The 16,002-nt window shown below is 57.0% G+C and carries 13 protein-coding genes; 6 read left to right on the forward strand and 7 right to left on the reverse strand.

What is annotated here, in order from left to right:
* Positions 1-47 precede the first annotated feature (47 nt).
* From RDV48_25830 to RDV48_25840, 3 genes are all read right to left on the reverse strand, one after another.
* Entirely contained in the window at positions 48-941 is an 894-nt protein-coding gene (locus RDV48_25830; GenBank protein ID MDQ7826248.1) for a hypothetical protein, read from the reverse strand.
* A gap of 105 nt (positions 942-1,046) precedes the next feature.
* A complete protein-coding gene (locus tag RDV48_25835; GenBank protein MDQ7826249.1) occupies positions 1,047-2,747 on the reverse strand; it encodes a hypothetical protein in 1,701 nt (566 codons plus the stop codon).
* Between the two features lie 62 nt (positions 2,748-2,809).
* On the reverse strand, positions 2,810-4,309 hold the full coding sequence (locus RDV48_25840) for a hypothetical protein (GenBank protein ID MDQ7826250.1): 1,500 nt from the start codon (positions 4,307-4,309) through the stop codon (positions 2,810-2,812).
* 127 nt (positions 4,310-4,436) lie between these two features.
* Here RDV48_25840 and RDV48_25845 point away from each other — a divergent pair, with 127 nt between their 5' ends.
* Positions 4,437-5,813, forward strand: coding sequence for an FHIPEP family type III secretion protein (locus RDV48_25845; protein MDQ7826251.1), 1,377 nt, complete (start codon positions 4,437-4,439; stop codon positions 5,811-5,813).
* Between the two features lie 29 nt (positions 5,814-5,842).
* Positions 5,843-6,610, forward strand: coding sequence for a ribonuclease PH (gene rph, locus RDV48_25850; protein MDQ7826252.1), 768 nt, complete (start codon positions 5,843-5,845; stop codon positions 6,608-6,610).
* Between the two features lie 51 nt (positions 6,611-6,661).
* On the opposite strand, the gene RDV48_25855 is transcribed toward rph, so the two are convergent.
* Entirely contained in the window at positions 6,662-6,823 is a 162-nt protein-coding gene (locus tag RDV48_25855) for a hypothetical protein (protein MDQ7826253.1), read from the reverse strand.
* A 465-nt stretch (positions 6,824-7,288) separates the two neighbouring features.
* On the opposite strand from RDV48_25855, the gene RDV48_25860 reads away from it, so the two are divergent.
* The 3 genes from RDV48_25860 to RDV48_25870 are packed head-to-tail and all read left to right on the forward strand — an operon-like array spanning position 7,289 to position 12,588.
* A complete protein-coding gene (locus RDV48_25860) occupies positions 7,289-8,287 on the forward strand; it encodes an alpha/beta hydrolase (GenBank protein ID MDQ7826254.1) in 999 nt (332 codons plus the stop codon).
* A complete protein-coding gene (locus RDV48_25865) occupies positions 8,271-10,067 on the forward strand; it encodes a YgiQ family radical SAM protein (GenBank protein MDQ7826255.1) in 1,797 nt (598 codons plus the stop codon). Before RDV48_25860 ends, RDV48_25865 begins: the two co-directional genes overlap by 17 nt.
* Entirely contained in the window at positions 10,054-12,588 is a 2,535-nt protein-coding gene (locus tag RDV48_25870; protein ID MDQ7826256.1) for a radical SAM protein, read from the forward strand. The genes RDV48_25865 and RDV48_25870 overlap by 14 nt, the downstream gene beginning before the upstream one ends.
* On the opposite strand, the gene RDV48_25875 is transcribed toward RDV48_25870, so the two are convergent.
* Both RDV48_25875 and RDV48_25880 read right to left on the reverse strand, forming a co-directional pair.
* Complete coding sequence (locus RDV48_25875; protein ID MDQ7826257.1) at positions 12,571-13,389, reverse strand: ankyrin repeat domain-containing protein; 819 nt, start codon at positions 13,387-13,389, stop codon at positions 12,571-12,573. The two genes, RDV48_25870 and RDV48_25875, sit on opposite strands and share 18 nt — an antisense overlap.
* Positions 13,390-13,414: 25 nt before the next feature.
* Positions 13,415-14,050 (reverse strand): class I SAM-dependent methyltransferase, encoded by a 636-nt coding sequence (locus tag RDV48_25880; GenBank protein ID MDQ7826258.1) that lies wholly within the window; start codon positions 14,048-14,050, stop codon positions 13,415-13,417.
* Between the two features lie 193 nt (positions 14,051-14,243).
* Between RDV48_25880 and RDV48_25885 the strand changes: the two genes are divergently transcribed.
* Positions 14,244-14,738, forward strand: a complete 495-nt coding sequence (locus tag RDV48_25885) for a hypothetical protein (GenBank protein ID MDQ7826259.1) — start codon at positions 14,244-14,246, stop codon at positions 14,736-14,738.
* Between the two features lie 36 nt (positions 14,739-14,774).
* On the opposite strand, the gene RDV48_25890 is transcribed toward RDV48_25885, so the two are convergent.
* Positions 14,775-15,794, reverse strand: a complete 1,020-nt coding sequence (locus tag RDV48_25890) for an alpha/beta hydrolase-fold protein (GenBank protein ID MDQ7826260.1) — start codon at positions 15,792-15,794, stop codon at positions 14,775-14,777.
* Between the last annotated feature and the right edge of the window lie 208 nt (positions 15,795-16,002).

Below are 16,002 nucleotides of genomic sequence, written 5' to 3' on the forward strand. Positions count from 1 at the left end.
CGCCTCGCTTTCCTGAACACTTGTTCTTTATTTCCCGGGAATCTCCTCTAAAAATCGTCATCTTCGTCATAGGGCCTTTTGGCCTTCGGGCTTTCACTTTCAGTAAAGCCCTTCCGCCAGTCCCCCTTGGGCATAAACGGCTCTTCCTGCTTTTCGCCGCCCTCCTCATCCGGTGAGAAATCGAAAGGCGCCTTCTTTTCGCTCTCACCCGAGCGCCATCCCCCGGTAGAGATACCCATTTCGTCCTCTTGCTGTGACTTCTCAAGGAATTCGAGGCGGATCTTGGCGCTTTCGGAGTACTCGGTATCGGGGAGCTGCGTGATGAGCTTCCTGAGGTACTCGATGGCTTTCTCCCTGTCATTCATGTAAGTGAGGTAGATATCCACCATGCGGTAGAGGGCAAAGGCCACGGGCTCGTCCTTGTCGGTTTTCTTGAGGACCTGGTGGAACTCCGAGAGAGCGGTCTTGTAATCCTTGAGGTACATAAGGCTGATGGTGGCGATCTCGTTGTTGAAGCGGAAGTCCTTCGGGCATTTCTTCATCTTGTCGCGCAGCAGCGCGATGGCCTCGTCAAACTTGCCGGCAATCACCAGGGCCTCCACCTGTTCCTGAAGCTCCTCCATCAGGTCGCGCTTTGAAATGCCCATGAAGTCCTTCGCCCCGACAAGAAACTCGGCGAGCATCTTGGACATGATGATGACAAGAAATGAAGAGGGAGCGCTCGCAAGCGCGATGTAGCCTGCGAAGGCCATGAGGTTCTCCCCCAGGTTCTGCGGGAATTTCCAGACGCTGATAAAAAGAGAGATGAGGCAGAGCGAGGAGAGGAAAATGCTCGGCACCTCATTGTTGACGAAATATATCTTGAAGATGGCGACGCTGCAGAAGAAAAGGGAAATATAAAATATCAGGAAAAGCGGATGAAAGACTTTGAAGAATTCCATTATGGAAATAGTTATGGTGGAAGGAGCATTTCTCCTTCTTATGCTGACGCACATTATACTTGCAGGTATAATGATGCCGTCAGTAATGCCGGTGAGTATGGGAGGTCATCTCGCTGCAGGCTTTGAGGTATACTCGCAGTAGTACTGGTAGAACTCGGTGCCGTAACGGGGATTGAGGCACACATGGTAGTGATCCCCTTCGACGATGAGGTACAGGCGGTCCCTGAGATACCAGCGCTTAAGGAGCAGCCTGAGCATCTCGCGGTGCGATGAGAGAGAAGGCTTGCAGTCAAAGGCCACTCCCTGGAGGTGGGTGCGGTATTTCACGCTTTCGCCGGGAGCACCGGCAGGCGCGAGGTACACCTGGCGGCTTTCCAGGGCCGCAGTGACAGGAATCCGCACCTGCTTCTTTCCTGTTGCCTCCGCGAGCTCGTGGCTGAGACGGCAGAGGAACCCTGCCAGCTCAGGGGTCACATAATAGTTGGATCCCTTGAAGAACTGTTCGTAATCACGGGAAGGCGTCTCGATGGTGCTTATTCCCCCGTCGTGGAAGACCGGGGGGAGTCTCACCAGCTCCCCCTTTTTTATCGCCTCCTCGATGATCCCGTCACTGTCGTAAACCCTGAGGCCCATGCATTCTGCAATGTCCCAGCGGTACCGGTAACGGTCAATGAGGCGGGTGAGAGAATCGTCACTGGAGATAAGAGCTCCATATGCGGCAAGGACTTTCCAGAGGTAGATGTCGCTCTCATCGCCCAGGGCTTCGCTGCTGTTGGCGCCGGTGGTGATGTCGCCATCCATCGTTCTGAAGCCTGAGAGCATCTCGCGGCACCGGGTGTCATCCCAGAGGGTGAGGTACGTTATCCTGTATTTCTCAAGGGCCTGGAGAAGAAAGCTCCTGTCAGGCTTTTCGCTGTTCCATGTCCAGGGCACCCGGCGCTTAAGGTAATCCACTGTGAGCTCGTCCATGTTTGCCACGCCGTTGTGGTAAGCAGCAATGGCAAAGTCCCTGCGATCCTGGAAATAATCCAGAAGCACTCTCAGGAAGACTACGGTGTCCTCGGCGTTGCATTCGGGCACGAGGCGCTCGTCGCTAATGCCGTATTTTTTTGCGAGCACCTTGTGCTTCTTCTCGAAGTGGTAGAAATCGGCTTCGCTGTTGAGCCTCCTGGCCTCCCTGAGGTGCTCCTCGCTGCCAGTCTGCTCGTAAAGCACCTTGGAGGCTTTCGCTTTCTCCCTCAATGCCGCTGCCATCTTCTTCCCGTGCTTGTGGGCGCGCTCCACGGCGCCCCAGCTCAGCTGACCGAGGCCGCCGCATTCTGCGTAGGAAATTTTTGAGATGTCGCCGCTGTTCTCCCAGCAGATGACGGCCTTTGCCACTTCAGGGGGCACGTGATGGAGGAGGGCATAGCGCTCCACCATGCTCTCATAGGTGCGGGCCACCTTTACATTTTGATCCATCCTGTGCCATTCCGTCCCGTGGTAGACCACGTGGTGGAAGGCCATGACCTCCTTCACCGCCTGGTCATGCTGATCTTCGTCAAGGTGGGGGAGGATTGCAGCCACCGATTTTTCAGCGGCGTCCATCTCGCAGCGGGGATATTTCTTGTAGTAATACTTCTGGAGATTTGATTTCGTGGTAAAGGAATCCTGAATGCAGACGATGATCGAGGGGATCACCCTGAGCTTGAGAGTCGTCCACGCGTCACGGCCGTATAGTTCCTCGCCGGCTCCCCAGGCCCAGGGCGAAAGGGAGGCAAGGAGGAAAATGAGCATTATCGCCGCATGAGCCCCAGTACCCTTCAATGAATGGCCCCTGCCTGCCATTCTGCCGAAAAATCCCTGTGCTGGCGCTGTTGTGCTCCTGGTCATATAAGCCTTGATTTCACCACTATGCGGACAGGGTAGTTGGACCCCGCCTGGGGGAAGATGGAGAGCTCAATGGTCTTCTTCTCGAGGGGACCGAGTTTTTCCTTGAAAAGAGAAATCTCCTGGAGGTTCACGGCGTGAGGAATGTTCATGAGGGAGCCGTTTACCGTTATAATGCCGCTGGCGGGGCCCGCTCCCGGGATGAAGCACACCTCCACATCATTTTCCTCTTCATAGGGATTTTCCAGGTCCACCGTGATGCGGTACGTGACGCCGTAATTACCGGTGTTCTCGCTCCCCGTGGTCTTTTCCCTCAGGTAGGGCTTTCCCCCAAGGGAGATAAAGGTATATCCTTTTCCCACCGTGTGGGTTTTCTGGATTGAAATCTCTGGATTCTGGAACACCCCCCTGGTCCTTGATGAGGTGTCGGGCCCGATCTCGATGTTTTCCCCACCCTTTGCGTCAACGACCACCTTGAGGGCTGCACCGCTCAATGGGACGATATAAAGAAGGCCGCTCACAGTCCCCCCCGGTTTTATCGGCACTTCCACGGCGGCGTACTCCTTCCCCTCGGGGATATCGACGATCCACCCCTGCATAGCCCTGAGCCTTGTCAGAAAATTCGAGGCGGCCAGGTGCCCTGCATACATCTCGTCGGTGCTGGGGCCCACAAGCGACTGTACCAGAAGAACCCTTGACGGCGAGGAGCCCGCAGGTGAGAGAAGGACCCTCATGATCCTTGTGCCCCCCTCCCGGTAGTTCTGGTGGTGGACCATGAGCCTTGCCGCCCTGTTGAGAGGAACGGCAGCCTCAAGGAGCACCGCCTCTTTCGAAATTTTCTCGGGATCGTTGCTCAAGAGCAGCAGATCATCCCTGCGGTATTCCCCGGCGACACGCTCCACTGTCACAGGGAGCTCCTTCTCCACCGTGATATAGCCGGGGCCCGCAATGGAGAGCCTCAGCTTAAGCTCCAGGCGCTCGCCTTCGAAGGCAGCGGGGATTGTGTCTCCTTTCCCCATGGCCACTGAGATCCTGGCCCCGGGCCTCACCTCGGCCCTGAGCCTCGCCGAGGCCGTCACGGCTTCCCTGATAACCTCGCGGGGCACGGTGCTGCCCGTGACTTCCACCCGTACGCCGGAGGGGAGCGTCCCGGCTTCTTCCATCACCGTTATGGCATAGAGTCTCCGCCCCTTCTTTGAGCGCACCGTGAGATCAGTGGAGCCCGTATTGATTCCTCTCACGGTGATGACTTTTCTTTTCCCCTCATAGGTCACTTCTATGACCGATTCATCGTACTCCTCAAAGCGGAGATCGCCCTGCATGGTGCGGTCAATTTTTATCTCCCTGCTCTTCCCCAGCGGAATCACCATGGCGAGAGGCTTTTCAGGCTTCTTCGCGGGATTTTCCTGCGCTTCCGGCGGCGGCGTGAAAGCAAAGAGCGCCGCAGCAAGGAGGGCGGCAACCAAGAGAGTGGAAGAGAAAAAGGTCTCTTTTTTCATGGCCCTTCCATCATAGTATTTTCCCGATGGGGAGTCAAGGTGAAGGGAGAGACCCTGGAGAGGAGCCTGTCCCCTTCTGTCGAAGAAGTAAAGGCCCCCATCACGAAGACAATGCCGGGAGGTCATCATGGAAACAGGAAAAATCGAGGAGCAGGCCACGACATTCTCGCTTCTCACCACTTCTGAGCTCAAGGGGGAGTTTCTGCCCTGGTCCCTTGGCGACAGGGGCCAGCAGAGCTTCATCAAGCTCAAGAGAAAGGATGAAGTAGCCTATCTTTACGCCGGAGTGGGATCGGTTCTCCACGCCGAAGTGCAGAAAGCGCTGATGCGCCTCGTCAACGAGGGGTGGTCCGCCCAGGGCGAGGTCCACGTCACTTTTGAAGGTGACCGCGACATGCTCACCGACCGTTTCCTGGAGCGTGATGCCATCACCATAGAGCTGGGGACATCCCTCCTTCCCCTCGTGGATCCCTACGCGGGAACGCCCCTCCTTGAGCGCCTCAACGTGCTGAGGGACGAGATCGCACAGGCCCTCGGGTTTGTCATCCCGAGCATCAACGTGAAAGACAACCTCTCACTCGAGCCTAATGCCTATCTCATAAGGCTCAGGGAATCCCCCGTCACCTCAGGAGAGCTTTACCTCGAGCGGTTCCTCGCGATGGGCAGCCTTGATCAGCTTGGCGCCATAAAGGGATGGAGCATGCTTGAGCCCACCTATAAGATGAATGCCAAGTGGATAGAGCCCGGTGAGAGGGAGAAGGCCGAAGAGGCGGGGTGCATAGTGCAGGGCGCCCTTAACGTCCTCATCACCCACATAGACAGTGTCCTTGTTGCCCACGGGAAGGATATCCTGGGCCTCCAGGAGACTCATGACCTGCTCTCGAGGCTTTCTGTCTCCCATCCCGTTGTCGTTGAAGAGTTCCTGAGCGATGCAAAGAAGCTCCGCAAGGTGAGAAAGGTGCTCCAGAACCTTCTTGCGGAGAATGTCTCGATAAAAGACCTGGTGACCATCATGGAGATAGTGGGCGACAATGCCGAGGACCTGAACGCTTCAAGCCTTATGACGGAGCACGTGAGGCGCGGCCTCGCGCACCAGATATGCTGGTCCCTGGCCGACAGGGAAGGCATTATAAGTGCCCTTGCTCTGAGCGAGAGCCTTGAGAAGGAGCTTTCGGCATCGCTTGTCGATGCCCTGGGAGGCGCTTACCTCTCCCTTCAGAAGGAAAGCGAGGAGCAGCTGATTTCTCTGGTGAGAAAGTCCCTTGAGGAGCATGAGCATCCCCCGGTGATCATCACGGGGCCCGCGGTGAGGATTTACCTCTCCGGGCTCCTGGGGAGCTACTTCCCCCACCTGGCATTTCTCTCCACGGAGGAGATAACCCCGGGCGTCAGGCTTCATGCCGCAGGGCAGGTAAAGGGAAGCCTCTTCCCCCGCGGGGAGAAGGAGGCCAGGGCCGACAGGAAGCCGAGAAAACCAAGGAAATTCTGGAACAAGACCGACTGATAAGCGAGGAAAGAAGAGGATTGAAGGCTATGAAAAGAAGAGATGACCGCCGTGATGACGCCCTCCGCACCGTTACCCTTGAGCGAAACTACATACCCCATGCCGAGGGATCGGTCCTCATCTCCTCGGGAAAGACAAGGGTGATCTGCACCGCCACCGTCGAGGAGAAAGTGCCTTCCTGGCTCAAGGACAGCGGGAAGGGATGGGTCACCGCCGAGTACGGGATGCTTCCGCGGTCCACACAGGTCCGCATCAACAGGGAGAAAAGCCTCTCCTCGGGGAGAAGCCACGAGATACAGCGCCTCATCGGGCGGTCTCTGCGCGCCGTGATTGACCTCGGCAGGCTCGGCGAGAGGACCATATGGATTGACTGCGATGTCCTTGAAGCCGACGGGGGGACAAGGACGGCCTCGATTAACGGGGCAATGATAGCCCTCGCCGACGCGGTAAAGCACCTTCGGGAGAAGAAAGCCCTCCAGGAGGGCATACTGACTGATTTTGTGGCGGCGATCAGCGCGGGCATCCTGGAGGGGAGGGTGCTGCTGGACCTCGACTACCTCGAGGACAGGGAAGCCGGTGTGGATATGAATATCATCATGACAGGCTCGGGAAAGATGATCGAGGTCCAGGGCACGGCTGAGCACGAGCCCTTCAGCAGGCCTCAGCTTGAGGCCCTTCTTGATCTCGGCGCGCTGGGGATAAAAGAAGTGATCAGGCTGCAGAAAAAGACCATCCATGACGATATGCCCCTTCTTTTTACCGCCGCCGCCCTGGAGAGCCTCCACGCCGCAGAGTAAAAAAAAGCTCCCCCGGGGGGGAGCCTGGTTTTCCGGATCCTTGCGGGGAGTTCAGTTCCCCAGTGAGTCTATCTTCCACTTATCGCCCTCTTTTATGACCCTCACTTTATAGCTCATGGATTTTCTGTTGCTTCCGTTCCTGGAAGACTTTTCCAATGTGGTGTTCAGCTCGCTCACCGTGGCGGTGGGCTTGCTGCCGCCGCTGCAGAGCATTTTTATGGTATACTGCTGCCCGTCCTTGTAAGTCTTCTGGAAATCGGCGTACTTCAGCTTTCCCTGGTAGGCTTTTGAAAGGGAATCATAGGCGTTCTTGAGATTTCCGGAATTGATGAACTGGAAATAGCTGGTGACTGCTCCCTCGGCAGTGACAGTCGCGCTCGCTCCCTGACCCAGAGAAGGAGGCGGCCCTCAACCTGCGCACACTGGCGGCGGCATGGCAAACATCAGGACAAGAAAGCAGGCAAGAATAAGCTGCGTTGAGAACTTTCTCACATTATCCTCCTTGGGAAATTTAGTATGGCACTATTATACCAGATGCCCTCTGCCTGCACAAGGATTCACAGGGAAAATATATATCAGACAGCTCAGTGAGAAATTTTAACATTCCGTTAATGTATTTTTTGCTTCTCTTCCTGTATCATGAAAACGGACACCTGTATTTTCAGGAGGCATTTTGCAATGGACGGAATACACTCTGCAGCACCACTCAATCAATTCACCTGGCAGCCGGGGGCGCCGGCCGACAAGCCCCTGCCTGAGCCGCCTTCACCGGAGGCCTTCCTCGTGGTGGAAGACGGGCTTGACCACATGGAGAGGATGGAAAGAGTCTCCCTTCCCTCCCTGCCTGCCGACGAGGAGGTGCCTGCCGAGCCCCTCGAAAAGCCCGATGTGCCGCCGCCTGCCCTGAAGCGTCCTGTGCTCATGGTCCATGGCTATAACAGCAACGAGAGGAAATTCAAGCCCCTCAGGGAGTACCTCACGGGGGGAGATTCTCCCGTCAACAAGTACGGCGGCCTCATCAAGGCAGGCTCCCGGAACAGGATTGACCCCCAGGGGAACGTCTTTGAGATACGGTTCAGCGAGCGATGGAACCCTGTTGAGAAAAATTCAAAGGAGCTCAAGGAAGCCATAGAGCTCATCTGCAGCAAGACAGGCGCCAGGGAGGTTGACCTTGTGACGCACAGCATGGGAGGCCTGGATGCACGTTACTGCCTTATGGAGAAGGGAGAGAAGATCCATAACCTTGTGATGGTGTCGCCGCCCAACCACGGGGCCTACGGGGCAGACGTGGAGCTCAGGATCCGCCAGGAGCTTGGAGTGCCTCTCTTCCCCCCCACGAGCAATCCCGACGTGATAAAGTCCCTCAACGAGCTCAGGGAGGTGCGCGTTGAAGAGGGAATGATCATCAATCCTTTTCTTGCCAGGCTCAACAGCGAATGGCCCACCCAGGCAAAGCGCGCCAACGTCACCATCATTACCGGTGTGGGAACGCCCACCCTGGACCACGACACCGGCATCACCAGGCAGGGCGATGACATGGTGACAGAGAAAAGCGCCCACATGGACGGTGCCGACTTCCTCTCTGTCTATGGCCCAATGAAGGATCGCCACGGCAAGATCCTCAGCGATCCCAAGATAATGCTCATGGTCGCCAACGCGCTTGCATCGGCCGATTAAGGGAGCACCGCGCTCTCCACGCCCTTTTCTCCCCGCCACAAGGGAAGAGATGGATGCCCTCGGCTGGGATCAGCTTGACGTGCTCATTGTGACAGGCGATGCGTATGTGGATCATCCCTCTTTCGGCCCTGCCGTCATTGCGAGGGTTCTTGAGGCAGAGGGCCTCCGCGTAGGTGTTCTGCCGCAGCCGGACTGGCGCTCCCGCGATGCCTTCACGGTGATGGGCCTCCCCAGGCTCTTCTGCGGGATAAGCGCGGGAAACCTCGACTCAATGCTTGCCCATTACACGGCTGAGAAGCATAAGCGCCATGATGATGACTATACAGAGGGCGGGACCGCCGGGAAGCGACCTCACAGGGCAACGACAGTCTATTCGCAGTGCGTCAGGGCCGCATTCCCCGGGACACCGGTGGTAATAGGCGGGATAGAGGCGAGCATGCGCAGGACCGTCCATTATGACTACTGGGATGACAGGCTGAGGCCCTCAATTCTTGCCGATTCCAAGGCCGATCTCCTTGTCTATGGCATGGGAGAGCAGGCAGTGAGGGAAGTGGCCCGGCGCTGCGCAGGGGGAAGCCATGACTTCTCGGGGATAAGGGGGACAGCGCGCCTGCTGGGTGCCAGGGAAGGAAGGGATTATTCCCTCGAGGCCTTGTGCCTCCTTCCCTCCTGGGAGGAATGCCGGGCAGACATGAGAAAGCTCCTGGAGCTTACCAAGGCTGTGGAGAGAGAGCAGAACCCATGGTGCGGCCGCCGCCTGGTGCAGTTTCACGGCGAGAGGCCCCTGGTGGTTGAGCCACCTCAGCCGCCCCTTTCACCTGAGGAGCTTGACAGGATCTATGAGCTTCCCTTCACGGGAAGGCCCCATCCTCTCCACAAGGGCGAAATCCCCGCGTACACCATGGTGAAGGACTCCGTCACCGTCGTGAGGGGATGCGCCGGGGGCTGCAGCTTCTGCAGCCTGGGCTTTCACCAGGGAAGGCTCCTTACCAGCAGGACCTTGCCCTCGGTGAAGAGGGAGGTGACGCGCCTTGCTGAGCAGCCGGGGTTTCGGGGAACCATAAGCGATCTTGGCGGTCCCACGGCAAATCTTTACGGGTGCGCCAACGGGATATCGAAAAAATGCAGAACCTGCCGGAGAGGGAGCTGCCTTTATCCCTTTATCTGCAGCAATTTCGCCGTAGACGGCGCGAAGGCCCTGGGCCTTTACAGGTCCATCGGCGCGATGCCGCAGGTGAAGCACCTCTTCATAAGCTCCGGTATCAGGATGGACGTGGCTTTGAGATGTCCCCCCTACGTGAGGGAGCTCTGCAGGCACCATGTGCCGGGGCACCTGAAAGTGGCTCCCGAGCACCTCCATCCCTCGGTGACGGCAAGGATGCGCAAGCCCCGCGCCGAGGTCTTCCACGAGTTCTGCGGGCTTTTTGAAAAAGAGAGCAGGAAGGCGGGAAAAGAGCAGTATATCGTGCCATACTTCATTGCAGGCTTTCCCGGGTGCGGCGAGGAGGAGATGAAGGCCGTCAGGGATTTCCTCAAGGCCAGGAAATGGAATCTCAGGCAGGTCCAGAGCTTCATTCCCCTGCCGATGACGCCGGCTGCCGCAATGTTTTTCACGGGCCTTGACTACGCCACGGGAAAGCCCGTGGCCGTAATCAAGGGAACGGGCCCGCGGGAGAGGCAGAAGACCATGCTCACCGGCAGGAGAAGGAGGCAGGGCACAGAAAGGGAGCCTCAGGGGAAAAGTGCCCCCGGGAGAAAGGCCGGCAGTGGAAAAAAGTAGCAATCAGCCTGTCAGGGAGTGGATAAAGAGCCACAGGCTCCGCTTCCCTGGATACGGTGTATGGCTTATCGGCAATGAGCCCAATACGGCTCCTCCCGACCAATGGGAAGGTGCCGCCCTCAGGGTCCTCGTGTTCCGCCTTTCGCCCTATCACACGACAAGCACTTCGATGACCCAGGGCCTCCTGGGGCAGATCGCCTCGGGAATCGCCGGCACCTATGTGGATTATGGTTTCATGCCGCCTTCAATGGAGGCGGGGCAGCTGATCCGCCGGTCCATGCCTCCGCTCTTCGGTACCACCTCGGGAAGGCCCTTCAGTGACTTCCATGTGATTGCTTTCAGCAACTCGGTGGCCCAGGAACTGGTGAATCTCCCCTGGCTTCTCGGCAATTCGCGTATTCCTCTTGATTTTCAGCAGCGCATGGCGATGAAGGCCATGCCCTTGCTTGTCATGGGCGGCGCCAACGGGCAATCCGCCTTCGCAGCATGCGGAGATCCCCGTCACTCCATGGTTGATGCCCTCTTTTTCGGCGAGGCTGAGAAATATTTCGCCGGGATGCTCTCCCTGATCAAGGAAGGCCTCCTTGAGGGAGCGCCGAAACCTGAGATTCTCAAGAGCCTGCAGCAGCAAATCCCGGCAGTTTACACCGCCGCAGGGGGATCGGCCGGGAGGGAGCGTTCCCTCTGCAGCAGCCTTGAAGGAGTGGAGCCCCTTGTAAAGAATCCCCTCTGGTATGACGAAGAGTCCCTCGGAACGGGGAGTCTTGCCATTGACGCCGGGTGCCCCCACCTTTGCGCCTTCTGCAAGGAGGCCTGGGAGGCCCGCCCTTACAGGATGCGCCCCGTGGAAGAAATAGCGGCGGCCCTGGAGCAGGCGAAGCGCTTCCAGGGGCTGGACTCGGTGAACATTCATTCCTTCAACGTGACAAGCCATCGTGATATTCTCGCCATATGCAGGAAGGCGGGAGAGGCTCTTGCCCGCGTCCTTGTGAAAAGCCAGCGATTTGATTATGCAGCCCGTCACCCTGAGCTTATCGAGGCCCAGAGGGCTCTCGGGAAAAACAATTTCACCTTCGGGCTTGAAGGCATAAGCGCCCGCTTGAGGGCTTTTCTCGCCAAGAACATCTCGGAAGCCCAGGCATTGAGAGCCCTGGCCTCCCTCTATGAGGGCCCTGTGAGGCAGGTAAAGCTGTTCCTCATTCTCACGGGCTTCGAGGAGGAGAGGGATTATCTTGAGTTCCACTCCTTCCTTGTGAGGGTGAGAGACCTCCGGTCCCGTCACAGGGGCAGCGGGAAGTCGCCCTTTGTGCTCTCCCTGACCCCTCTCATCTCGATGCCCCATACCCCCATGCAGTTCAATCCTTTTCCCGGCATTGGCGCGCTCTCGGAAAGCACCAGAAAGCTTGTCCTCCTGGGAGAATCAATGGGCATGGTGGTGAGGGAGAGCATCACGCCCCGCGAGGCGCACATGGCGCAGCTCCTCCTCTTTGCCGACAGCACGAAGGCTTCGGCGCTCATCGAGGCTTCGGGGAAGGGCTTTTACGGCAAAGAGATCACCCATGCGATATACAAGGCTTTTGTCGATGCTCTTCCCGCCCCCTGGAAGCTCTGGGCTGAAGGAGAGAAGACATCCCGGGACAGCTTCCCATGGGATTGTATCGGAGCCGGAGCCGGCAAGGAGGCGCTTTACCGGGCATACCTGGCACTGAAAGAGAAGCTCAATGAGCCGGGCCCTCCGGATGCCGTGAGGAGCAGTCCCCCTTCAAGGGGCACTCTCATCAGGGAGAAAGAAAAGTCCCAAAAGACCATCTGGTTTACCGTAGAGAGCGGGCGGGAGCTGGCAGGGGTGCCCCTCCGGTTTTTCCAGGTTGCCCTGGCCCGGGCTCTCATGCTCGGATGCGATTCACTTGCGGCTTTTTACAGGGAGCCGGGTCCTCCCCTTGACGAGCCGCTCTTTCCACTGTGGGGAACGAGACATTTCAGCCTGATATTTCATGATGCCCCGGCCTGTGACCTTCAGGGCGGCATCGCCAGGATTGCGCCTCAATGGGCATGGTCTGTGAAAGGCCATTATCGGGAAGGCCCTGAGGCCCTGCCGGGCGGTTTCATCCTTGAGCTCGCCATGGAAGGCTTCATCAATGAGCACTATGCACGGCAATTCTCCACCATGCTCACCTCTCTGGGCCTCCAGCACTCCATAAGGAAAAGAGGGGACGCAAGGGTTTACCTCTTTTCAGGGAAGGCCTCAGGGAGGACCGGGATTTCTCACGTGCTCTTTGATTACCGCAGGCAGGTCCTGCACTGTGCGGTGCGTTACAGGGGGGGCTGCGAAAAGATCTTTGAGCGGAGCGGCATCAGGTCCCTCTGGGAGAAAAACGCCATCGCTCCTCCCCGCATTGTGGCCTGGTGGCGGGAAAGCGAAAGCCTGCGCTGCGGGGAATGCGGGAAACCTCTCTGGGTCGATGCCCTGAGCGGAGAGCCTGTGAGCTCCCATCCCTGCGGTTCAGCGGGACGGCCCTGATCTGGAGCTCTTTGCTGACTCAAGGAGCCTGATAAGCTCTGTGTTATCTCCCGCTCTCGCGTAGTCGAGGGGGGTTTTCCCGAAGCTGTCTCTGGCATCAATATCGGCCCCTTTTGAGAGCAGGTACTCGGCAATGGAGGTGAATCCCTGCTCAGCTGCCTTGTGAAGTGGCGTCTTTGAGAGGTCATCCCTCTTGTTGACAAGGGAGGGGTCCTTTTCTATGAGGGCTGCCACCTTCTGCCTGTCGCCTGAATAGACGGCGTTATGGATATTGGCCGATGAGCCGAGAAGGGCGAAGACAATGATGATAATGGTGACCATGCCGAACACGCCGAGAAGGAGGAACTCCCTGGAGGAGCGTCTCTCCTTTTCCTTCTCCCTTATCGTGCTGGCAGCCTTCTTCTCACTGAGCCTCTCCTGCAATTCCCCGGCACTGCCGAATCTCCCGCGGCCCGAGCAGAACTCACATTTCACCTGGCCGCTGCCGCAGCTGCATGGCTCCAGCTCGGTTTTACTTCCCCCGCACACCACGCAGGGCGAGTCCTTCCAGGTGATGAGGGGATTCAAGCCTGTTCCCCTGCAGGTTGCGCACTTGATTTCTGCCTGACCATCGCCCCGGCAGCGGGGACATTTCACTTTTCCCTCACCTGCGCACTCGGGGCAGGTCAGATTAACGGTTTTCTCCACGGAAGTGGAAAAGAATGCGCCGCAGAACTCGCACTGTATCTTGCTCTCCTTCCCGGAGAAGAGGTTCGTGTCGCCGCAGTGGGGGCATTTTACCGAGCCATTTTTTTCGGTCATCTTTTCTTCCAATGCGCCTGAAAGGCTACAGGGTCGCTTCCAAGATGCAGTTATATCCTTTCCTGTAGATGGAGAGGCAGGAGGAGCCAGCCCGCTCCATGAGGTAGCGGAGCGGCTCTTCCGGGATATGGACATGGTTGAGGGAGAGCCATTTTTCCCAGAGCGGATATAGGCTCCTCAGCACCTCCCACCGGTAAAAGTCAAGCACCACGAGCTGCCCTCCTTCCCTGAGCGAGCACAGGCATTTGTCCAGGGCCTTTTTCCAGTTTCCAATCATGGAGAGGGAGTAGCTGAAAAGAATGGCGTCGGCTTTCCGCGCCGGGGTGAAATCGGCGGCATCACCTTCTACAAGGGACAGGGTGAGCCATTTTCTCCGGCCTGCTTTCCTTCTTGCCACGGCAAGCATTGAAGGGGAAAGGTCAAGGGCAATGACATGGCCCGAGGGACCAGCGGCCTGGACCAGCGTATCAAGGTTGAAGCCTGTACCGCACCCTACCTCCATGACGGTACCTCCCTCGGGCACGCGGATCCTGCGGGCGGCCCGCTCTCTCTCAAAAAGGAAGAGGGGCCTGGAGAGATCATAAAAGAGGCTGTGAATACTGTAATAGTGTTTCAGCGATGCCTGAAGTGAAAAAGCCTGAGTATATTTTTCCGCCACCATGGTCCTCCCCTGGTGGAACAAAGGGTAGTTGAGAACGGTACTTTCGAAAGGGGCGGGAAAAATCCTGCACCGGGCCCCCCGGGGCTCCCGGGGAAGAAACCGAAGGTGTAACAAATATTTAATATACATTGGTAAGGCCCGGTGTTATAATAGCATCAGATATTTATTCTGGTGAATGGAAAGGATGAGCTCCATGCAGATAGGAAATAATGAACCCCTCTCGCAGTCGCAGATTAACTCCGCTCGCCGCGTGGTATCAGAGTTCGGCGAGGTGGCGCAGAAGATGATCGGTGCCGACAACCAGGACACGGTGGACCTTGATTCCTCAAAGGGAAAGGTGGAAGTTGACTTCATAGGCCTCGGAAAGAATGAGCGCGGCAAGTACAGCGGCTCTGTCACCTATGATCCCCAGACCAGTGAAGTGAAAGAGCTCTTTGTCACCAGGAATTATGATAAGAAAGATGGAGTGGGCGTCAATTATGCTCTTCACAGCCACGAGGACAACACTGTATCATACCGCAGGGACGATATGTACCAGGAGTTCCCCATGTGCCGCTCTATCGAGGAAGTGGTCGTAGACAAGGGCACGGGCGAGATCAAAAGCTACGAGGCCTATGAGGAGAGAGATGATTACATGCCTCCCATGGGCGGTGGTGATTCCGATTATTACCTCTTCGGGAACCCTTAAAGGCGCTGTCTTGAGAAAGCACCGGGAATGCCCCTGTCACTCGAGGTCATCATCGTCGTCTCCAGGGGCTTCCCGTGAGACTCCGAAGAGAAACTTGAGCACCAGGCCGATCCTGCCTCCCCAGGAGATCTCGTCATGGTGCCCCCAGGGGTCCTCGAAGTAAAGCAGGTTTTTGCCTTCCACAAAGCCTTTTTCTACCAGAATTGCCCTGAGGGTCCTCGCATCTTCAACGGAATCAACGTCGTCTTCGTCTCCGGAGGCTTCACTGCTGTCATCTCCGGCGCTCCCGTCATCGTCTCCGGCATCTTCCTCCTCTTCGTCTACCTCTTCGACGTCTTCCTCTTCAGCGTCTTCGTCATCTTCAGCGTCTTCGTCATCTCCTGCGTCTTCGTCAACTCCTGCATCTTCGTCATTCTCACTGCCTGAGCCCACCTCGGCGTCCTCGCCGCCATCCTCATCGTCTTCCTCATCCTCGTTGTACCCTATGTCTATCCATACCCTGAGCTCATCGGGAGTGACGGGCCACTCTTTTGCCATGGAGAAAATAATGTGCTCATCCCACCAGAGGGCAGGCGAGATAGCTGCTATTTTCCCGAAGTAGTCAGGGTATTGAATGGCCGCGTAGAGCGAGAGGAGCCCTCCGAGTGAAGAGCCCGCAATTGCAGTGTCGTGCCTGAATGGCTTCACGCGGTAGTGGCTGTCGATATGATCCTTCAGCTCATCTATGAGAAACTCCATGTAGTCGTCGGCATATCCGCCTGTGCCTTCGCCGGCGTCGGCGGTGGGCGTATACTCGTCGTCTCTCCATTCCGAGTTTGAGACTCCCACGATGATGAGCTCCTCGATCTCGCCGCTCCCTATCAGGTCGGTGGCTGTGGTATCCACATCCCAGCGGACCGGGGCATCGCCGTATTCGCTGAAAATATTCTGTCCATCCTGCATGTAGAGGACCGCATACTCCCTGTCACTTTCCTCTTCGTAGCCGGGAGGGAGGTATATGTAGATGTCCCTGTCACCTTTCAGTGATTCCGAATAGATTGTTTCCTTGATTACCATGATCTGATCCCTTTCTTATATCGGTAAAGAGTAAGAAATCCATTAATTGCTCCGTTTTCTGCAATTAAGGCCCTTGAGTGAGACACACTATTTTACTTTTTCAAAGGGGAATTGTCAACAGACATTCCCCTTTTTCAAAGGGGAATTGTCAACATGAGACCCCTGCACAATGAAATGCAATCTGTCAGCTTTGCTCCAAGCGCCTACT

This window comes from Candidatus Eremiobacterota bacterium (assembly GCA_031082125.1).
Classification (GTDB): domain Bacteria; phylum Vulcanimicrobiota; class CADAWZ01; order CADAWZ01; family Ess09-12; genus Ess09-12.